The sequence below is a fragment of the Pantoea sp. App145 genome (assembly GCF_047947045.1).
Classification (GTDB): Bacteria; Pseudomonadota; Gammaproteobacteria; order Enterobacterales; family Enterobacteriaceae; genus Pantoea.
The window spans coordinates 3,984,573-4,005,423 of sequence record NZ_CP133290.1; the positions used below are offsets into that span (position 1 = coordinate 3,984,573).

At 54.7% G+C, this 20,851-nt stretch carries 18 protein-coding genes; 13 read left to right on the top strand and 5 right to left on the bottom strand.

The features are described from left to right. Positions 1-30: 30 nt before the first annotated feature. From ispG to RCF31_RS18450, 7 genes are all read left to right on the top strand, one after another. On the top strand, positions 31-1,152 hold the full coding sequence (gene ispG / locus RCF31_RS18420; RefSeq protein WP_084876307.1) for a flavodoxin-dependent (E)-4-hydroxy-3-methylbut-2-enyl-diphosphate synthase: 1,122 nt from the start codon (positions 31-33) through the stop codon (positions 1,150-1,152). Between the two features lie 106 nt (positions 1,153-1,258). After that, positions 1,259-2,533 carry a histidine--tRNA ligase gene (hisS, locus tag RCF31_RS18425; protein WP_416411898.1) on the top strand — a complete coding sequence of 425 codons (1,275 nt, stop codon included), beginning with the start codon at positions 1,259-1,261 and terminating at the stop codon, positions 2,531-2,533. A 39-nt stretch (positions 2,534-2,572) separates the two neighbouring features. Further along, on the top strand, positions 2,573-3,190 hold the full coding sequence (locus RCF31_RS18430; protein WP_084876305.1) for a YfgM family protein: 618 nt from the start codon (positions 2,573-2,575) through the stop codon (positions 3,188-3,190). 19 nt (positions 3,191-3,209) lie between these two features. Then, positions 3,210-4,391: an outer membrane protein assembly factor BamB gene (gene bamB / locus RCF31_RS18435; protein ID WP_299456093.1), complete on the top strand. Its 1,182-nt coding sequence runs from the start codon at positions 3,210-3,212 to the stop codon at positions 4,389-4,391. 154 nt (positions 4,392-4,545) lie between these two features. Next, on the top strand, positions 4,546-6,036 hold the full coding sequence (gene der / locus RCF31_RS18440; RefSeq protein WP_416411900.1) for a ribosome biogenesis GTPase Der: 1,491 nt from the start codon (positions 4,546-4,548) through the stop codon (positions 6,034-6,036). A gap of 51 nt (positions 6,037-6,087) precedes the next feature. Further along, positions 6,088-6,324 (top strand): zinc ribbon domain-containing protein, encoded by a 237-nt coding sequence (locus RCF31_RS18445; protein ID WP_310615931.1) that lies wholly within the window; start codon positions 6,088-6,090, stop codon positions 6,322-6,324. Positions 6,325-6,699: 375 nt separating this feature from the next. Beyond that, positions 6,700-9,129: a glucose/quinate/shikimate family membrane-bound PQQ-dependent dehydrogenase gene (locus RCF31_RS18450; protein ID WP_299456099.1), complete on the top strand. Its 2,430-nt coding sequence runs from the start codon at positions 6,700-6,702 to the stop codon at positions 9,127-9,129. A gap of 70 nt (positions 9,130-9,199) precedes the next feature. Here the strand turns inward: RCF31_RS18450 and RCF31_RS18455 are convergent, their stop codons facing one another. The 3 genes from RCF31_RS18455 to xseA are packed head-to-tail and all read right to left on the bottom strand — an operon-like array spanning position 9,200 to position 11,978. After that, complete coding sequence (locus tag RCF31_RS18455) at positions 9,200-9,535, bottom strand: protealysin inhibitor emfourin (RefSeq protein WP_299456101.1); 336 nt, start codon at positions 9,533-9,535, stop codon at positions 9,200-9,202. Then, on the bottom strand, positions 9,532-10,545 hold the full coding sequence (locus RCF31_RS18460; protein WP_416411901.1) for a M4 family metallopeptidase: 1,014 nt from the start codon (positions 10,543-10,545) through the stop codon (positions 9,532-9,534). Before RCF31_RS18460 ends, RCF31_RS18455 begins: the two co-directional genes overlap by 4 nt. A gap of 59 nt (positions 10,546-10,604) precedes the next feature. Further along, positions 10,605-11,978 (bottom strand): exodeoxyribonuclease VII large subunit, encoded by a 1,374-nt coding sequence (gene xseA, locus RCF31_RS18465; RefSeq protein WP_416411902.1) that lies wholly within the window; start codon positions 11,976-11,978, stop codon positions 10,605-10,607. Positions 11,979-12,148: 170 nt separating this feature from the next. On the opposite strand from xseA, the gene guaB reads away from it, so the two are divergent. Next, a complete protein-coding gene (guaB, locus tag RCF31_RS18470; RefSeq protein WP_084876297.1) occupies positions 12,149-13,615 on the top strand; it encodes an IMP dehydrogenase in 1,467 nt (488 codons plus the stop codon). 71 nt (positions 13,616-13,686) lie between these two features. Continuing rightward, positions 13,687-15,267: a glutamine-hydrolyzing GMP synthase gene (gene guaA / locus RCF31_RS18475; protein ID WP_416411903.1), complete on the top strand. Its 1,581-nt coding sequence runs from the start codon at positions 13,687-13,689 to the stop codon at positions 15,265-15,267. Positions 15,268-15,319: 52 nt separating this feature from the next. Here the strand turns inward: guaA and RCF31_RS18480 are convergent, their stop codons facing one another. Further along, positions 15,320-16,432: an NADH:flavin oxidoreductase gene (locus RCF31_RS18480; RefSeq protein ID WP_416411904.1), complete on the bottom strand. Its 1,113-nt coding sequence runs from the start codon at positions 16,430-16,432 to the stop codon at positions 15,320-15,322. A gap of 113 nt (positions 16,433-16,545) precedes the next feature. Between RCF31_RS18480 and RCF31_RS18485 the strand changes: the two genes are divergently transcribed. Continuing rightward, on the top strand, positions 16,546-17,115 hold the full coding sequence (locus RCF31_RS18485) for a TetR/AcrR family transcriptional regulator (RefSeq protein ID WP_416411906.1): 570 nt from the start codon (positions 16,546-16,548) through the stop codon (positions 17,113-17,115). Here RCF31_RS18485 and RCF31_RS18490 read toward each other — a convergent pair. Beyond that, positions 17,072-18,010, bottom strand: coding sequence for a DMT family transporter (locus RCF31_RS18490; RefSeq protein ID WP_416411907.1), 939 nt, complete (start codon positions 18,008-18,010; stop codon positions 17,072-17,074). The two genes, RCF31_RS18485 and RCF31_RS18490, sit on opposite strands and share 44 nt — an antisense overlap. 124 nt (positions 18,011-18,134) lie before the next feature. Here RCF31_RS18490 and gcvA point away from each other — a divergent pair, with 124 nt between their 5' ends. The 3 genes from gcvA to RCF31_RS18505 all read left to right on the top strand — a co-directional run bounded on the left by gcvA (position 18,135) and on the right by RCF31_RS18505 (position 20,851). Next, complete coding sequence (gene gcvA / locus RCF31_RS18495) at positions 18,135-19,034, top strand: transcriptional regulator GcvA (RefSeq protein WP_416411909.1); 900 nt, start codon at positions 18,135-18,137, stop codon at positions 19,032-19,034. A gap of 174 nt (positions 19,035-19,208) precedes the next feature. After that, complete coding sequence (locus RCF31_RS18500) at positions 19,209-19,913, top strand: class I SAM-dependent methyltransferase (protein WP_416411910.1); 705 nt, start codon at positions 19,209-19,211, stop codon at positions 19,911-19,913. A gap of 11 nt (positions 19,914-19,924) precedes the next feature. Continuing rightward, entirely contained in the window at positions 19,925-20,851 is a 927-nt protein-coding gene (locus tag RCF31_RS18505) for a fatty acid desaturase family protein (protein WP_416411912.1), read from the top strand.

The window sequence follows — 20,851 nt, forward strand, 5'->3', positions numbered from 1 at the left end:
GCGCTTGCCGGGCAATTGTGGAGAGAGAATATGCATAACGAAGCACCCATTATCCGTCGCAAATCAACGCGGATTTACGTCGGCAAGGTGCCAGTTGGCGACGGTGCGCCTATTGCCGTTCAGTCGATGACCAACACCCGTACCACGGATGTTGCCGCCACGGTCAATCAGATCAAAGCGCTGGAGCGCGTCGGCGTCGATATCGTCCGCGTCTCAGTGCCGACCATGGACGCGGCTGAAGCTTTCAAACTGATTAAGCAGCAGGTTAATGTGCCGCTGGTAGCGGATATTCACTTTGACTATCGCATCGCGCTGAAAGTCGCCGAATATGGCGTAGATTGTCTGCGAATCAACCCAGGCAACATCGGCAATAACGAGCGTATCCGTCAGGTGGTGGATTGCGCGCGTCACTACAATATTCCGATCCGTATCGGTGTGAATGCCGGTTCGCTGGAAAAAGATCTGCAGGAAAAGTACGGTGAGCCAACGCCGCAGGCGCTGCTCGAATCCGCCATGCGCCATGTGGATCACCTCGATCGTCTCAACTTTGATCAGTTCAAAGTCAGTGTTAAAGCCTCCGATGTCTTCCTTGCGGTTGAATCCTATCGTCTGCTGGCGAAAGCCATTGATCAGCCTCTGCATCTCGGCATCACCGAGGCGGGTGGCGCGCGCGCGGGTGCAGTGAAATCCGCCATTGGTTTAGGCTTGCTGCTGTCAGAGGGGATTGGCGATACGCTGCGTATCTCGCTGGCCGCCGATCCGGTGGAGGAGGTCAAGGTGGGTTATGACATCCTCAAATCCCTGCGCATCCGTTCCCGTGGTATCAACTTTATTGCCTGCCCAACCTGTTCACGTCAGGAATTTGACGTGATTGGCACGGTAAACGCACTGGAAGAACGCCTCGAAGACATCATCACGCCGATGGATGTCTCGATCATTGGCTGCGTGGTCAACGGTCCAGGCGAAGCCACGGTATCGACGCTGGGCGTCACCGGTGGTAACAAGAAAAGTGGTTTCTACGAAGATGGCGTGCGCCAGCGTGACCGTCTCGATAACCAGGACATGATCGACCAGCTGGAAGCGCGTATCCGTGCTAAGGCATCAATGCTGGACGAAAGCCGCCGCATTAACGTGCAGCAGCTGGAAAAATAAGGGAAGGTGCGCGTCAGCCGCGTGCCAGTTTGTGATTGAACCTGTGCGGTTTCATCCTCATAAGGTATGATGCCGGACAGGTTTTTTTGTCTTAAGAGATTTTAACGTGGCGAAGAATATTCAAGCGATTCGCGGGATGAACGATTACCTGCCGGCGGATACCGCGATCTGGCAACGTATCGAAGGCACGCTCAAGCAGGTGCTGGCCAGCTATGGTTACAGTGAAATCCGCCTGCCGATCGTTGAGCAGACCCCGCTGTTCAGCCGCGCGATTGGTGAAGTCACCGACGTGGTTGAAAAAGAGATGTATACCTTTGAGGATCGCAATGGTGAAAGCCTGACGCTGCGTCCGGAAGGGACTGCAGGCTGCGTGCGCGCCGGTATCGAACACGGTTTGCTCTACAACCAGGAGCAGCGCCTGTGGTACATGGGGCCAATGTTCCGCTACGAACGTCCGCAAAAAGGCCGTTATCGCCAGTTCCATCAGATGGGTGCGGAAGTCTTCGGCCTGCAGGGACCGGATGTTGACGCTGAACTGATCATGATGACCGCGCGCTGGTGGAAAGCACTGGGTATTGCCGAGCACGTCCAGCTGGAACTGAACTCGATTGGTTCACTCGATGCGCGTGCTAACTACCGTGACGCCCTGGTGGCTTTCCTCGAACAGCATAAAGAGGTGCTGGACGAAGACTGCAAACGCCGTATGTACACCAACCCGCTACGCGTACTCGATAGCAAAAACCCGGATATTCAAAAGCTGCTGAATGATGCGCCGACGCTGGGTGACTTCCTTGATGAAGATTCTCGCGCGCACTTCAGCGGCTTGTGTGCTCTGCTGGACGATGCCGGTATCAGCTACTCCATTAACCAACGTCTGGTGCGTGGTCTCGACTATTACAACCGTACCGTGTTTGAGTGGGTGACCAGTGCGCTCGGCTCTCAGGGCACCGTGTGCGGTGGTGGCCGTTATGATGGTCTGGTTGAACAACTGGGTGGACGTCCGACGCCAGCTGTCGGTTTTGCCATGGGTATGGAACGTCTGGTGCTGCTGGTGCAGGCAGTTAACCCGGAATTTGAACCGACGCGCATTGTTGATGTCTATGTTATCGCTTCGGGGCAGGGCGTGCAGTCCGCTGCGATGCAACTGGCGGAAAAACTGCGTGATGCTGACCCACAGCTGAAGCTGATGACTAACTTCGGTGGTGGTAACTTCAAGAAGCAGTTTGCCCGTGCAGACAAGTGGGGCGCGCGCATTGCGCTGGTGCTGGGCGAAGATGAAGTGAAAACCGGCCTGGTGGTGATTAAAGACCTGCGTACCGGCGATCAGCAGACGCTGGCCCAGAGTGAAGCCAGTGCTACGTTGCGCACGTTGTTGCCGTAAGCGTAGCATCGCAACAGCCATTTTTAAGAGAGGGATTGCGTGGAAGTTTACAGCAACGAAAACGAACAGGTTGATGTGCTGCGTCGCTTTTTTGCCAACAATGGCAAAGCACTGGCGGTAGGCGTTGTCATCGGTATCGCAGCATTGGGCGGCTGGCGTTTTTGGGCCAGCCATCAGGCCGGTGCCGACAAAGCCGCCTCAGCGCAGTATCAGCAGCTGACCAGCGCCATGCAGGCTGATAAGCCGCAAACGCTGGAAGCTGTTGCCAGTTTTGCCAGTGAAAACAACAACACCTATGGTGCCCTGGCGTCGCTGGATCTGGCTAAACAGTATGTTGAAACCAATCAGCTGGACAAAGCTATCGCTCTGCTACAGAGCGGGCTGAAAGACACCAAAGATGCCAATCTGCAGGCGGTGATTAACCTGCGTCTGGCACGCATTCAACTGCAACAAAATCAGGCCGATGCCGCACTTTCTACCCTCAACAATGTTAAGGGTGATGGCTGGACAGCTATCGTAGCGGACATTCGTGGCGAAGCACTGCTGAGCAAAGGCGACAAGCAGGGCGCGCGTGATGCCTGGAGCAAAGGTGCGGAGTCACAAGCTTCTCCGGCCCTGAAGCAAATGCTGCAGATGAAGATGAATAACTTAAGTTAAGCCAGTCAAGAGAGCGCACATGGAATTACGTAAATACCTGCTGCCAGGGCTGATTTCAGTCACTCTGCTCAGCGGTTGCTCGCTGTTCAGCGGCGAAGAAGATGTAGTGAAAATGGCCCCGCTGCCGAAAGTAGAAAATCAGTTTACGCCGCAAACTGCGTGGAGCACCTCCGTGGGTGATGGTGTCGGCGACTTCTACTCCAACCTGCATCCGGCCTGGCAGGATGGTACTGTCTACGCAGCTGACCGCTTTGGCGTGGTGAAAGCACTCGATGCCAGCAACGGCAAAGAAAAATGGAAAGTGGACCTCTCTGAGAAGACCGGCTTCTTCTCGAAAAATATTTCAGCACTGCTGTCGGGTGGCGTTACCGTAAACGGTGACCGCCTCTACATCGGCAGTGAGCGCGGTCAGGTGTTTGCACTGAACACCAGCGATGGCAGCATTGCCTGGCAGACCAAAGTGGCGGGTGAGGCGTTATCACGTCCGGTCGTCAGCGATGGTCTGGTACTGATTCATACCAGCAACGGTCAGTTGCAAGGGCTGGATCAGGCGAGCGGTGCGATCAAGTGGAGCGTCAACCTCGATATGCCAGCGTTGTCACTGCGCGGTGAATCAGCTCCGGCGGTTGCCTTTGGTGGTGCCATTGTTGGCGGCGACAACGGTCGCGTCAGCGCGGTGATCATGAACCAGGGCCAGCTGATTTGGCAGCAGCGTATTTCGCAGCCGAGCGGTGCCACTGAGATCGACCGTCTGAACGACGTCGATACCACGCCGGTTATCGTTAATGGTGTGGTTTATGCGCTGGCTTACAACGGCAACCTGACGGCGCTGGATCTGCGTTCTGGTCAGATCCTGTGGAAGCGCGAAATTGGCGGCGTGAAAGATCTGATCGTTGATGCGGGTCGTATCTACCTGGTGGATCAGAATGACCGTGTCGATGCGCTGAACGCCGACGGTGGCGTAGCCATCTGGCGTCAGAGCGAGCTGTTGCACCGTAATCTGACTTCACCGGTGCTGTTTAATGGCTACCTGGTGGTGGGCGACAGTGAAGGTTATGTTCACTGGATCAATACGCTGGATGGCCGCTTTGTGGCACAGCAGAAACTCGACAGCTCCGGCTTCCAGACCGAACCAGTGGTGGCGGGTGACAAGCTGCTGATTCAGTCGAAAGACGGTGAGGTTTACGCCATTACCCGTTAAGGGCGAAGCCTGGCTGTAGGTTGCGACGGCTCCTGATTGTTCAGGGGCCGTTTCGTTTTTATGGTATTCTTAGCGCCTTCAGCCTGAACCTTACGGTAAATGTCGTTATACTCACGCCATTCGGGCGATTCATTTTTAAACTGAGGCAAGTGTTATGGTACCTGTGGTCGCGCTGGTTGGGCGTCCCAATGTGGGGAAATCCACGCTGTTTAACCGCTTAACGCGCACCCGTGATGCGCTGGTGGCGGATTTTCCTGGACTGACTCGCGATCGCAAATATGGTCGCGCCGAAGTGGAAGGGCGCGAATTTATTGTTATCGATACCGGTGGTATTGATGGCACTGAAGAAGGTGTAGAAAATCGCATGGCAGAGCAGTCACTGCTGGCGATTGAAGAGGCCGATGTGGTGCTGTTTCTGGTGGATGCCCGTGCGGGTGTGATGCCAGCTGACCAGCAGATCGCTAATCACCTGCGTTCACGTCAAAAAGCGACCTTCCTGGTGGCGAACAAAACCGACGGTCTCGATCCGGAAGCCGCTGTGCTGGATTTCTACGCCCTGGGACTGGGTGAGATCCACGCTATCGCCGCTTCGCATGGTCGTGGCGTGACCTCGCTGCTGGAAACTGCGTTGCTGCCGTGGATGGATGTCGTTGCGCCGCGGGAAGTCAGCGAAGAAGACGAAAACGAAGCCTACTGGGCAGCGTTAGCGGCAGAAGAGAACGGCGAGGAGCTGATTGATGAGGAAGAGGACGACTTCGATCCGACCACTTTACCGATCAAACTGGCGATTGTCGGACGTCCTAACGTCGGTAAGTCAACGCTTACTAACCGTATTCTCGGTGAAGACCGTGTCGTGGTTTACGACATGCCGGGCACCACACGTGACAGCATTTACATCCCGATGGAGCGTGACGATCGTGAATATATTCTGATCGACACCGCCGGTGTGCGTAAGCGTGGCAAGATCACTGATACCGTTGAGAAGTTCTCGGTGATCAAAACTCTGCAGGCGATTGAAGACGCCAACGTCGTGATGCTGGTGATCGATGCGCGTGAAGGCATTTCTGATCAGGACCTGTCGCTGCTGGGCTTTATCCTGAATAGTGGGCGCTCACTGGTGATTGTGGTTAACAAGTGGGATGGCCTGTCGCAGGAAGTGAAAGATGAAGTGAAAGAGACGCTGGATTTCCGTCTCGGCTTTATCGATTTTGCTCGCGTTCACTTTATTTCGGCACTGCACGGTAGCGGCGTAGGTAACCTGTTTGAATCGGTCACCGAAGCTTACGATTGTTCCACCAAACGTGTGAACACCTCGATGCTGACGCGCATCATGAACATGGCAGCCGAAGACCATCAGCCACCGCTGGTGCGTGGTCGTCGCGTGAAGCTGAAGTATGCGCATGCTGGTGGTTACAACCCGCCGATTGTGGTGATTCACGGTAATCAGGTGAAAGACCTGCCGGATTCCTACAAACGTTATCTGATGAACTACTTCCGTCGTTCGCTGAACGTGATGGGTACGCCGATTCGTATTCAGTTCAAAGAGGGTGATAACCCGTACGCAGGCAAACGTAACCTGCTGACGCCAACTCAGCAGCGCAAACGCAAGCGTCTGCTGGCGCACCTGAAAAAGAACAAAAAATAAGATGATGAGGGCCAAAGTGGCCCTCATTTTTTTGTGTGTCTGGAGAAGAAGATGAACGCACATTGTCCAAACTGCCAGCAAGCGCTGACTCACGTAACAGAAGGTTTTGATTGCCCACATTGCGGCAGCCATTTCGATCAAATAGCCATCTGCCCGGATTGCCATCAGCCTTTGCAGGTGCTGAAAGCCTGTGGTGCGGTGGATTATTTTTGCCAGCACGGCGATGGGCTGATTTCGAAAAAGCGCGTGGAATTTATTCCGGATATTACCAACGCTTCTGAATCGTAGCGGCGCGATGCCGTCTCAACCCCGCGCGATAAATCGCGCCGCTACAAAAATCTCGCCCTCCCTGCGTCATAAATTTTAATAAGTTACGACTGGATTTGTAGCAAAAATGCTATTGCGCAGTAACTCCTGCGTTATGGATATTCACTTCTTAATGTACCAGGTGGTACAATCTTGCCGCCTTGTGGTAAGTCTCAATAGCGTTTCGCTGTGTCCTTCCTCACAAGCACTGCATCACGGGCATCGCACCCGTACCAATAGTTCTAAAATAAAGACGTTAACGGAACGATTCCTGCAACAGGCACGGCAGGGTATCTGTGACCGGGCAATATGCTATGTCCGGCGCCAGCGCTTTATTTTTTCAGGAGAGTTTGTGTTATGGCAGAAAATTCCGCTCGCCCCTGTAAAGGGTTGAGCATCTGGTCTGTGTTATTAGGGCTGGTCCTGTTGGCCGTCGGGCTGTTCTTCGCCATCGGCGGTGGCAAGCTGGTCTCCCTCGGCGGTAGCTGGTACTTCCTGATCGCCGGTATCGTAATGTTACTGTCGGCGATTCAGTTCTTCCGTCGTAAATCTTCAGCTGTCACGCTGTTCATTCTGGTCTTCGCCGGTACGCTGATTTGGGCGCTGGTGGATGCGGGATGGGTGTTCTGGCCGCTGGTTTCACGTCTGATGGTACCTGCGGGTCTGATGCTGCTGGCGTTCCTGACCTGGCCTGCACTGCGTAAGGCTGAGGGCAAAAGCTCACTGGCAAAAGTCTCGTACACGCTGTCTGCGGTGATTGTCGTTGGTATGGTGGCAACCTTTGTTCAGATGTTCCAGCCGCACCCGACTGTCGCTTTTGAAGGCACACAGCTGCCGCTGATTCCGGTGGATAAAGCGAAACAGCAGAAGAACTGGGAAAACTACGGCAACACCCCGGGCGGTGACCGTTTTGTGGCGCTGGACCAGATCACCCGTGACAACGTGAAAGACCTGCAAGTGGCCTGGACGTTCCACACCGGTGATACCCCAATCAGCCCCGGCGGAAACGGTGCTGAAGATCAGGAAACACCGTTGCAGGTTGGCAACACCCTGTTCCTGTGTACTCCGCACAACAACGTGATCGCGGTTGCGGCTGACACCGGTAAGCAGATCTGGAAACGTGAAGTTAACGCCCAGTCTCAGGTGTGGAACCGCTGCCGTGGCCTGGCGTACTTTGATGCGACCAAGCCGCTGACTCAGCCGACTCAACCTGGATCAACGCCGGTCACTCCGGTGACTCTGGCTGCCGGTGATACCTGTCAGCGTCGTATTCTGATGAACACCATCGATGCACGCCTGATCGCTATCAACGCCGACAACGGTGAATACTGTGAAGACTTCGGTGACCACGGTTCGGTTGACCTGAAAAAAGGCCTGGGCGATGCACCAGACCCGCTTTATCAGCTGACTTCTGCTCCTGCACTGGCGGGGACCACGGTAGTGGTAGGTGGTCGTGTTGCCGATAACGTGAAAACCGACATGCCTGGCGGCGTGCTGCGTGGCTTCGACGTGATCACGGGCCAGATGCGCTGGGCGTTTGACCCAGGCAACGTGGACCCGAATGCGGTTCTGATGCCGGGCAAAGACTACACCCGTAGTACCCCGAACTCCTGGGCACCGATGTCCTACGATCCGGCGATGAACACCGTGTTCCTGCCGATGGGTAGCCCGTCTGTTGACCTGTGGGGTGCAAATCGTACCCGACTGGATCATAAATACGGTGCCTCGGTTCTGGCGCTGGATGCGACAACCGGTAAAGAGAAATGGGTTTACCAGACCGTGCATAACGATCTGTGGGACTTCGACCTGCCGATGCAGCCGAGCCTGGTTGACTTCCCGATGAAGGATGGCACCACCAAGCCTGCTGTGGTTATCGGTGCGAAAACTGGCATGATTTGGGTGCTGGATCGCCTGACTGGCAAGCCTTTAACTAAGGTTGAAGAGCTGCCGATGCCGCAGGGTCACATCCCGAACGAGCAGTACACCAAAACCCAGCCGCATTCGGTGGAAATGCCGAGCATTGGTAATCAGACCCTGAAAGAGTCTGACATGTGGGGTGCAACACCGTTCGACCAACTGATCTGTCGTATCAGCTTCAAATCCATGCGTTACAACGGCTTGTTCACTGTGCCGGATACCGATGTCTCGCTCAGCTTCCCGGGTTCACTGGGTGGTATGAACTGGGGCAGCATCTCGTTTGACCCAAACAACCAGTACATGTTCGTCAACGATATGCGTCTGGGCCTGTGGGTGCAGATGGTTCCGCAGGACACCAGCAAAGCGTCAGCCAGCAATGGTGGTGAGTCTGTCAACGCCGGTATGGGTGCAGTTCCGCTGAAAGGCACGCCGTACGCTGTTAACAAAAACCGCTTTATGTCTCCGCTGGGTATCCCGTGCCAGGCTCCGCCGTTCGGTACCATGTCCGCGATTGATATGAAGACCCGTAAGATTGTCTGGCAGGTGCCGGTAGGTACGGTGCAGGATACCGGTCCGTTCGGTATTAAAATGCACGCGCAGATGCCAATCGGTATGCCGACTCTGGGCGGCTCTCTGGCAACGCAGGGTGGCCTGGTATTCTTCGCCGGTACTCAGGATTACTACCTGCGTGCGTTCGACAGCTCAACCGGTAAAGAAGTATGGAAAGCCCGTCTGCCAGTAGGTAGCCAGGGTGGCCCGATCAGCTACGTGTCGCCGAAAACTGGCAAACAGTACATCCTGATCTCCGCAGGTGGTGCTCGTCAGTCTCCGGACCGTGGTGATTACGTTATCGCCTACGCCTTGCCGTAACGATGATGCTCCCGGCCAGTCTCTGCTGGCTGGATGCTAAGAAACAGGACCGACATCGTCGGTCCTTTTTTTATGTCTGCTCACCATCACGCCACAGCGCTTCCAGCTCGGGTGGCGCGACTTGTTCCGGAATCAAAATCACCACTGTCCCGCTTTGCTGATGGGTGGCGTAGCTGATCTGGATGCGAAAATAGCGTTGATCACCACGCCCGATGTTGGCAGCCTGATCTTCCGGCTCGCCCAGCGGCATTGCCTGTTCCAGCACCGCACATATCCGTTGTTTCTGCGGCGTGGGCAATTGCGCCAGCGCAAAACGTCGTTCGGTGCGCAGGCGCGGAATAAAGGCCAGTCCGCCTTCACGAGCCAGCTCGATAATCGCGTCATCGGTGAGTTCAGGGATATTCACGTCACACCTACCTGCTGCCACGCGCTCTGAATCGCATCAGCGATCGAACGGTTAAAACGTTTGGCGGCGTGCTCTACGGTAAAGCGGGCAAAGGTACTGAAATCTGCATTCTGAGGCAGGCTTTTATCACATAAGGTGTCATACCATGCCTGACCTGCCAGCTCCCAGGCGAAGCCACCCAGCGAAGTTGACGCGAGATAAAATGCGCGGTTAGGAATGCCGGAATTCAGGTGCACGCCACCGTTGTCGTCACGGGTGTCGATGTAATGCGCCATATCGGCAGGTTGCGGATCTTTACCCAGCATCGGATCGTCATAAGCGGTGCCTGGAGCTGACATAGAACGCAAGCCGCGCCCGTTGATCCCTTTAGCCAGTAACCCTTCACCAATGATCCAGTCAGCCTGATCGGCGGTTTGCTGCTGATGAAATTGTTTCACCAGCGAACCAAATACATCCGACATTGACTCATTGAGTGCGCCAGATTGGGCGAAGTAAACCAGCCCGGCTTCGCTTTCTGTCACCCCGTGGGTCAGTTCGTGCGCGACCACGTCAATGGCGATGGTGAAACGATTGAAAATCTCACCGTCACCGTCGCCAAACACCATCTGCTGACCGTTCCAGAAGGCGTTCTGGTATTCCTTGCCGTAATGAACGGTGCCATCCAGCTTCAACCCCTTGTTATCCAATGAGTTGCGCTTATAGATGCGCCAGTAGAAATCGTAAGTGACGCCGAGATACTCCCAGGCCTCCTCGGCGGCGACATCGCCATTGCCGGGCTGACCTTCCTGACGAATCAGCGTACCGGGCAGGGTCTGAGTCTGTTCGGCGTCATAAATGGCGCGTACCACCTGGCCGGGTGTCGCGCTGCCGGAAGGGGTTGTACTGTACGGGTGCGCAGCCATCAGATGCTGAACATGGGTGAGGGTGCGACGCGCGTAATCCTGCTGTGGGCCAGAGCCGTGAGCAATAATATTGCGCAGAATATAGGGTGGAATCACACTGTAGGGCATACCAGGCTCCCTGGCAGATGAATGTGCCAGAAAGTATAGATCGAATGTTGCGGGGCGATTCAGGTACGGGATTTACGCCCGGTGGATTTTTGCGGGGTCAATGCGGTGACTTCGCTTTCCACCCAGCCATCATCCAGCCGGGTACGCAGCAAGTCGCCTTTGCTCAGCTGCTGCATTTTTTTCACCACATGACCCTGGGTATCGGTGGTCACGCTAAAACCGCGTGCCAGCGTTGCCAGGGGGCTTACCGCCTCCAGCTGCGCCGCCAGGGTGCCAAAGCGCTGACGATTATGGTTGAGCTGCCGCTCCATCCCCTGCTGCAAACGGTAATGCCACTGCTGAAGCTGTTGCTGGGCACGCAGGATGCGGGGTTGTGGCTGCTGGGTGTTCAGACGCTGCATCAGGCGATCCTGCTGGCGGCTGGCGCTGCGCAGGCGCAGGTCCATCGCCTCAGTCAAACGCTGTTTCAGTTGCAGCAGGGCGGTGCTCTGGCGCGCCAGGCGCAGCTGGGGATGCTGTTGCTGCAACCGATGCTGCATACGGGTAAAGCGACGTTGCTGCTGCGCCAGGTAGTAATCCATCGCCATTTCCAGCCGCTGCTGCTGTGATTGCAGGCGACGAACTAACTCCAGCTGATTACGGCTGACCAGTTCGGCGGCCGCGGACGGCGTGGGGGCGCGCAGGTCGGCAACAAAGTCGGCAATCGTGACATCGGTTTCATGCCCGACTGCGCTGACAATCGGCAGGCGACTGGCGAAAATCGCCCGTGCTACGCGTTCGTCGTTAAAACTCCACAAATCTTCCAGTGAACCGCCACCACGGCCGACGATCAGCACATCACACTCATCACGCAGGTTCGCCAGCTCGATAGCACGCACAATCGCCGCCGGGGCATCCACTCCCTGTACCACCGTGGGATAAATCACCACCGGCAGGGAGGGATCGCGACGATGCAGCACGCGCAGCACATCATGTAGCGCGGCACCAGTGGCAGAGGTAATCACCCCGACCTGACGCGCCGGATCCGGCAGCGGTTGCTTGAATTGCTGATCAAATAAACCCTCCGCCGCCAGCCGGGTTTTAAGCTGCTCAAACTGCTGTTGCAGCAAGCCTTCACCTGCCGGGTGCATGCTTTCAATAATCAGCTGATAATCGCCACGCGGTTCATACAACGTGATGCTGGCACGTACCAGCACCTGCTGACCATGCTGCGGACGAAATGCTACCCGGCGATTGCTGTTACGGAACATGGCGCAACGCACCTGGGCACCATCATCCTTCAGGGTGAAGTACCAGTGGCCGGACGCGGGTTGGGTAAAATTGGAGATCTCTGCACTGAGCCACACCAGCCCCATTTCATTTTCCAGCAGTTGACGCACCGTGGTATTCAGGCGGCTAACGGTAAAAATATTGGCGGTTGGCGGTAGCGACATGTGATGGAGATCAAATAGTAAATCAGAGGGTTAATTAACCGATACTACATGGCTGGTACAGAGGATCAAGAGTTTTTCTGAAAAAACACTGGAGGCAACCGATTTCGGCCTGTATAATGCCGCGGCAATATTTTATCTGTTCTCATTCACCCCCAGGTTGAGATATTGCCATGCTACGAATCGCTAAAGAAGCACTCACATTTGACGACGTTCTGCTCGTTCCTGCTCATTCTACCGTTCTGCCTAACACGGCCGATCTCAGCACCCAACTGACGAAAAACATTCGTCTGAACATCCCTATGCTCTCCGCTGCAATGGACACCGTGACCGAAGCGGGTCTGGCTATCGCGTTGGCACAGGAAGGTGGTCTGGGCTTTATCCACAAAAACATGTCAATTGAGCGCCAGGCGGATGAAGTTCGCAAGGTGAAAAAACATGAAAGCGGCGTGGTGACTGAACCACAAACCGTGCTGCCAACTACCGCCCTGGCGGACGTGAAAGCGCTGACCGAACGTAACGGCTTTGCCGGTTACCCGGTCGTGAATGCCGACAACGAGCTGGTGGGTATCATTACCGGCCGTGACGTGCGTTTCGTTACCGATCTGAGCCTGCCGGTTTCAGCGGTGATGACGCCGAAAGAGCGCCTGGTCACGGTGAAAGAGGGCGAAGCCCGTGACATCGTGCTGCAGAAAATGCACGAAAAACGTGTTGAGAAAGCGCTGGTGGTGGACGATAGCTTCCATCTGCTGGGCATGATCACCGTAAAAGATTTCCAGAAAGCCGAACGTAAACCAAATGCCTGTAAAGATGCGCAGGGTCGTCTGCGTGTGGGTGCTGCGGTGGGGGCAGGCGCGGGCAACGAAGAGCGCGTCGATGCGCTGGTCGCGGCAGGTGTTGACGTTCTGCTGATTGACTCCTCACACGGTCACTCTGAAGGCGTGTTGCAGCGTATTCGTGAAACCCGTGCGAAATACCCGGACCTCGAAATCATCGGTGGCAACGTAGCGACCGGTGCAGGCGCACTGGCGCTGGCGCAAGCCGGTGTGAGCGCGGTGAAAGTGGGTATCGGCCCAGGCTCCATCTGTACTACTCGTATCGTGACTGGCGTGGGTGTTCCGCAGATCACTGCCGTTTCTGACGCAGTAGAAGCGCTGGAAGGCACGGGCATTCCGGTTATCGCCGATGGCGGTATCCGCTTCTCTGGTGACATCGCCAAAGCCATCGCCGCTGGTGCGGCAGCGGTGATGGTCGGCTCTATGCTGGCCGGCACCGAAGAATCTCCGGGTGAAATCGAGCTGTATCAGGGCCGTTCATTCAAATCTTACCGTGGTATGGGTTCACTGGGCGCGATGTCCAAAGGTTCTTCAGACCGCTACTTCCAGAGCGATAACGCTGCTGACAAACTGGTGCCGGAAGGTATCGAAGGTCGCGTTGCTTACAAAGGCCGCCTGAAAGAGATCGTGCACCAGCAGATGGGTGGCCTGCGCTCCTGTATGGGTCTGACCGGTTGTCCGACCATTGACGATCTGCGCACCAAAGCAGAGTTTGTTCGCATCAGCGGCGCGGGCATCTCGGAAAGCCACGTGCACGACGTGACCATCACCAAAGAGTCGCCGAACTACCGCATGGGTTCATAATCCCGTAAGATTTACCGCCCGGCTCCAGCCGGGCGAATTTATTATTAAGTCCATCCCATGGAAACGCCGCAATGACGACTGAAAATATTCATAAACATCGCATTTTGATCCTCGATTTTGGTTCTCAGTATACGCAACTGGTCGCGCGCCGCGTGCGTGAGCTGGGCGTCTACTGCGAACTCTGGGCGTGGGATGTCACCGAAGAGCAAATTCGTCAGTTCAACCCGAACGGCATCATTCTTTCTGGTGGTCCGGAAAGCACCACTGAGCTGAACAGCCCGCGTGCGCCGGAATATGTCTTTAACGCTGGCGTGCCGGTACTGGGCGTGTGCTATGGCATGCAGACCATGGCAATGCAGCTGGGGGGCAAGGTTGAAGGCTCCACAGAGCGTGAATTTGGTTATGCGCAGGTTGAAGTGACCACGCCGAGCGCGCTGATTCGTGACATCGAAGATGCCATCAGCGATGCAGGTAAACCGTTGCTGGATGTCTGGATGAGCCACGGTGATAAAGTGACGGCGATCCCGGCGGATTTCGTTACCGTAGCCAGCACCGAAACCTGTCCGTTTGCCATTATGGCGAACGAAGAGAAGCGTTTTTACGGCGTGCAGTTCCACCCGGAAGTCACCCATACCCGTCAGGGCCTGCGCATGCTGGAGCGTTTTGTGCGCGATATCTGCGGCTGTGAAGCGTTGTGGACTGCGGCCAAAATCATCGAAGACGCGGTTGAGCGTATTCGTGAGCAGGTAGGTCAAGACAAAGTAATCCTTGGTCTGTCTGGTGGTGTCGATTCTTCCGTCACTGCGATGCTGCTGCACCGCGCGATTGGCGACCGTCTGACCTGCGTATTCGTCGATAACGGCCTGCTGCGTCTGAACGAAGCGGACCAGGTGCTGGAGATGTTTGGTGACCACTTCGGTCTGAACATTGTCCACGTTGCAGCTGAGGCTCGTTTCCTTGACGCGCTGGCGGGTGAGAACGATCCGGAAGCCAAACGTAAGATCATCGGTCGCGTGTTTGTGGAAGTCTTCGACGAAGAAGCCAGCAAACTGACCGACGTGAAATGGCTGGCACAGGGCACCATCTACCCGGACGTGATCGAATCTGCGGCTTCTGCCACCGGCAAAGCGCACGTGATCAAATCGCACCACAACGTGGGCGGTCTGCCGAAAGAGATGAAGCTGGGTCTGGTTGAGCCGCTGAAAGAGTTGTTCAAAGACGAAGTGCGCAAAATCGGTCTGGAACTCGGCCTGCCGTACGCCATGCTGTACCGTCACCCGTTCCCGGGTCCGGGCCTCGGCGTGCGTGTGCTGGGCGAAGTGAAGAAAGAGTATTGCGACCTGCTGCGTCGTGCTGATGCCATCTTTATCGAAGAACTGCACAAAGCTGACCTCTACAACAAAGTCAGCCAGGCATTCACCGTGTTCCTGCCGGTGCGTTCTGTCGGTGTGATGGGTGATGGTCGTAAATATGATTGGGTGGTGTCACTGCGCGCAGTGGAAACCATCGACTTTATGACCGCTCACTGGGCGCACCTGCCGTATGACTTCCTTGGCCGCGTCTCCAACCGCATCATCAATGAAGTGAACGGTATCTCCCGCGTGGTTTACGATATTTCTGGTAAGCCGCCAGCGACGATCGAGTGGGAATAATTTCCACCCCAGTTGCCGAAAAAGTGAAGCCCGCGTGATTGCGGGCTTTTTTTTAATACAAGGTCTTCAACGCCCCGGTATTAAACCCCGCCAGCTGATCCCACTGCCCCAGACGAATCTTTTCCAGCCATTGTGGATCCTGCAACAACGGGCGGCCCACCATCATCAAATCGAACTCGCCATTTTCCAGCCTTTCCAGCAGCGGGTCGAGCGGTGCCGTGGCAAAGCATTTGCCCGCCAGCGAGGAAAAGACATCACCACTTAGCCCGGCTGCGCCCACGGCGATGCTGGTGACACCGGTGAGTTTTTTCACCCACCCGGCCATATTCAGCGTCTTATCAACCTCAGGGAATGCGGCATCCCAGTAGTGGCGCTGAGAACAGTCAAAGGCATCCACACCGGCATTGACCAGCGCATTCAGCCAGTCAGCCAAAATATCGGGTGTTTCGGCGATGCGGGAATCAAACGCCTGGGCTTTCCACTGCGAAAAGCGAAACAGGACGGGAAAATCGGCGCTGACTCGCTGGCGAATCGCTTGCAGGACTTCAATCGCGAAGCGTGATCGCGCCAGCAGCGACTCTCCGCCCCAGCGATCCTGACGCTGGTTGAGGTGGCCGAAGAAAAACTGGTTGATGAGATAACTATGGCCGCCATGCAGTTCTATGCCGTCAAAGCCTAACTGCTCTGCGTTCACAGCGGCGTCAGCAAAGGCATCAATCGTGTCGGCAATATCCGCATCACTCATTGGGTTGCCGACGGATTCTCCCGCGATCGATAAACTCGAAGGGCCTTCAAAGCTGGCTGCTACTTGCCAGTCTGCATGGAAAATGGAACGCTTGGTTCCGACATGCCACAGCTGCGGCATGATTTTTCCGCCTGCCGCATGCACCTCATCGACCACTCTTTTCCAGCCTGCCAAAGCGGCTTCACCGTGGAAAACCGGCACATCGGGTTCATTAACGGACGCCGGGCGGTTAATACCCGTTGCTTCAGTGATGATTAACCCGACACCAGCAGCGGCACGGCGTCGATAATAAGCGGCCATCTCCGGTGTGGGGATGCCACCTGGAGAAAAGGAACGGGTCATGGGGGCCATCACCACCCGGTTGGGCAGAAGTAGATTTTTCAGCTGATAAGGGGAAAACAAAAGGCTGGTGGAATGCATGATCTTCTCCGTGAGATGATAAAAGCAATTTTGTTGCTTTTATAGATCTCCTCTCGCATAAAAGCAACTTTTTTGCTTTTATAGTGACAGCAACAGCGATGACAGGAAGCAAGATGAGTGAGAATGAGGTTAATACACGCTCGGCACCGCGCCCGGGTGGGCGTGCGGCGCGTATTCAGGCGGCAGTTTATGCGGCGGTAGCACGCCTGCGGGCAGAGAAGGGGGATGAGGGTTTGAGCGTGCATGCCATCGCGCAGGAGGCTGCCGTCAATCCCACCACCATTTATCGGCGCTGGGGTTCGCTGAGCCAGCTACTCTCGGATATTGCGCTGCAAAAGCTTTTACCGGATTCAGAACCGGAAGATACCGGCAACATGCACGAAGATTTCAGTCGCTGGCTGGAGGAGTATGTTGATGAGCTGGCGACAGAAACCGGGCGTAAATTACTGAGCGAAATTGCGGCGGCGGAGAGCGATGAATATCGTGTGCGCTGCCAACGGCGGCACGTCGAACAAATCGATGCTATCCGCCAGCGCGCCATACAACGTGGCGAGATCCCCCCTGGAACGGAACGGGTGATGGATGAGCTGATTGCACCCATCATTTACCGTATTCTTTTTTCGCACACGCTACCTGACTTCACCTGGGCTTCCGTGTTGCTGGCAAAGTTGTTGAGAGTTTAGCGGCGCCCGTGGTCACTTTCCCTGGCGTTACAATCATCCATACCGCCAGACACACAATCACTGCGCCGATAACAAACCCACCAGAAAGGGTTTCACCCAGCACCAGGTAGCCCCATAGCACGCCAAAGGGCGGGATCAGGAAGGTCACGGTGAGGGAGCGTAGCGGACCAATATCAGCGATTAACCTGAAATAGAGGATATAAGCAAACGCGGTACAGATCAGCCCGACAGCGATCACGCTGGCCCAGACGGCGGGCTGATGCCAGTTTACCTGCGGCCCGCTGGCCACTGAGAAAGCAAAAAACGGCAGCAGAAACAGGCTGGCACCAATCTGGCTGCCAAATGCCACGATTTTCGGATCAAGGCCGCCGCGATCGGAGATCCAGCGACGCGTCAGGAATCCGGCGACCCCGTAACAACCGGTAGCCACCAGGCAGGCAATAACACCGGCCAGCGTGCTGCTGGCGGAATGGGTTTCCCCCATCGCGGTGATGACCACAATGCCTGCCAGTCCCAGCACTACGCCGCCCCATTTGCGCGGTGTCAGTTTTTCACTGAAGAAGGCAAAGCCGATGATGGCCCCCATCAGTGGCGTGGTGGCATTAAGGATGGCGGAATAGCCAGCCGGTAACCATTTTGCTGCCAGGCAGTACATAAAAAATGGCAGGCCAGAGTTAATGATGCCGAGAATCAGCGATGCGCGAAATTTGCCCGCAAATTGCCACGATGAACCTGTCACGAAAAGTATCGCCGCCAGTCCGACAAAACCGAAAAAGACACGCAAAAACGCGGTGTTAATGGCACCGAACTGCGGGGCAGCGATGCGTATAAACAGGAAGCTGGCTCCCCAAATCGCCGCGAGAACGATCAGCCTGATATAATCTGCGAGGCGCATATCAAAATTTCCTATGGTTAGCTAAACTTAATCGTTCAAATGACTTTGAGCCTGATCGACGTATTATTCAAACCATAATTTCTTCCTGGATTAAGTTTTTCTAACTTATGGTTATGAGGCATCGATGAAACTTCCGCCGCTACATGCGCTGATGTGTTTTGAGTCTGCCGCCAGGCATCTCAGTATGAAACAAGCTGCCGCAGAGTTATGTGTCACACCCAGTGCCGTTAGCCAGCAGATTACCAAACTTGAAGAGACGGTTAACATCCGGCTTTTTATCCGCAGTCCACGTCAGCTCGAATTAACTACCGAGGGGCGTATCTATCTACGCGCTATACGGCCTGCCTTCAGCCAGATTGCGGAAGCGACCCAGCGGTTAATGGATGAAGGCAAACCCAATAAAATTACCGTCAGCTGCACCAGTGGCTTTGCTATCCAGTGGCTGCTGCCGCGATTAGCGGCGTTTGAAAAGGATAATCCAGGGGTTGAGGTTCAGATCAGCACCACCAACCGTAAGGTCGATTTACTTGCGGAAGGGATCGATTTTGCGGTGCGGCATGGTATGGGTGTCTATCCGGGGCTGGAGTCGCAATGTTTGCTCAATGACCGGTTGCGTCCGGTATGCAGTCCGCGCCTGCTTGCTGCGGGAGAAACCCTGCTGACTCCGCTGGATATCACCCGTTATACGTTGTTGCATGATGAGCACCGTATGGACTGGGGACTCTGGTTCCGTGCCGTGGGTATCAATGATGCCGAAACCCATAAAGGGCCAGTATTTGTCGATTCTAATGGCGTGATCGAAGCGGCACTGGCAGGGAAAGGGATGGCGCTGGTCCGGCGGTCGCTGGTCAGGGAGGAGCTTGAGCAGGGCACGCTGGTTAATCCACTCCAGGTCGAGGTGGCATCTCCTATCGCTTACTACCTTGTGTACGACGAGTCTGCCGTGTTGCAACGGATGAGCCGACGCTTCCGTGACTGGTTGATCGCCGCGGCAGCGGCAGACAAAAACGAATATCCAGCCTGAACCCTTTCATCCCAATCCGTAGAATTATCCGCAAAACAGCTTGTTATTTCCCCCACGGCGCATCAGAGCGAAACGTTAAGATAGCGAAAATGTGTTTCTGTTCCGTGGCCCTGACAACGGTGGTTCAGAACAAAACGATGGCAAAGCGCGGCAGCAAGGTTTGAGGAGAAGGGTGTGAACAGTTCAGTTATTGATTTTTTGTCCGGCTATGGTAATGGAATCAATGAAATAAAGTTAAAAGACCTTCTCACCCTGAAAAATATCTGCTCAGCTGATGAGCAAATTTCCACCCTGTTCCCGCCAGTGGAAATTGGCAGCATTACGCTGGTTGATCAGATTGTCCTGCTTAGCCTGCTGAAAATCACCCAGCCTAAAAGCGTGCTCGAAGTCGGCACTTATCTTGGCTATTCCACCACGCTGCTGGCACTGAATAGCGATGCCAAAATATTCTCTCTCGATTTGCCCACTGACGCCTGCCTGGAAACGCAGTTTGATAGCGATAAAATCCTCACCGATGGTGATGTGAATGATGATTTCCTGCGCCACACCCAATCCATTGAAGGGGCGGTGTATCTGAAAAACTTAACCACAGAACAACGGGAACGAGTTAATCTGATTAAAAAGGATTCGACCCAGGTTAATTTTCAGCAGGCATTTGGTGAGCTGGATTATGTATTTGTTGATGGCGGACATGCCTGGGACATTATTAAAAGCGATACCGAAAACGCTTTGCAGGCGGTACGCAAAGGCGTGGTGATTTGGCATGATTATGCTTCAGGTATTCACAGCGACGTGACGCAATATCTGAATTCCCGTGATGACCTGAAAATATTTCACGTGAAAAATTCGTTGTGTGCCTTTGCCTTTACTGGCTTTTGACCGGGGGCAAAATGCGCATTACTGAGGTAATCGACAAAAGTGTTTTAAGAAAATTATCAGCAACCAACAACCGGGTCGCCTCGTTGCATCTTGCCCTGCGTCTGGGGATTGAGTTATTGCTGATTTATATGTTGTACAAAACTCAGCATCATATTTTTCTGCTGGTTTTAACCATTTTTTTGCTCGGTTTTGTGCACAGCTTCTGGGGCTATGCGGGTTATGCCCATGAGCTTTTTCACAAGCGAGTATTTTCAGCAAAGTGGGCGAATCAACTGCTGTTTCGCTTTTCGGCTGCTGTGACATTTAATAATCGGGCATTTTTTGAAGCGAGCCATATGCGTCATCACAGCAAAACCTTCAGTGATGATGACGATGAAGGGCACAGTTTTCAGAACTGGAGTATCGCGAACATTATTCGTTACGCCCTGTTCGATTATACCTTTATGTGGCGGAAGGTGACTTACACTATTAAAAACGCCTGCGGTATTATTCCCGCCTCGTTTTCGGCCATTAAAGTCAATATCCAGCGAGCAGCTGCTGAAGTTTTGATTATTAATGGGTTGATCTATCTGGCTGTGTATCTTGCCACGCATAGCGGGTGGGTGGTACTGGCTTATTTTGTTGCTCAGTTCTCCTGTCAGTTGCCCAATCGCATGCTGGCCCAGGCCCAACATTTGGGGCTGGAGGAGCAGAAAGATAATGGGCCATTAGGTCATTCCCGTACCATCACGTTGCCGGTGTGGCTGGCATTTCTCTATGCCAATATGAATTACCATTGTGAACATCATATTATGCCGTCCATTCCTTATTATCATTTGCCTGAGCTGAACCAGCGCTTAAAAGCAGCCGGTGTGACGTTTGAAGAGGTTGGCGCAGGTTATCTCTTTACCACCTTCTGGCAGGAAGTGAGGCATAAACAGCAGGCGATCGCGCTGTAG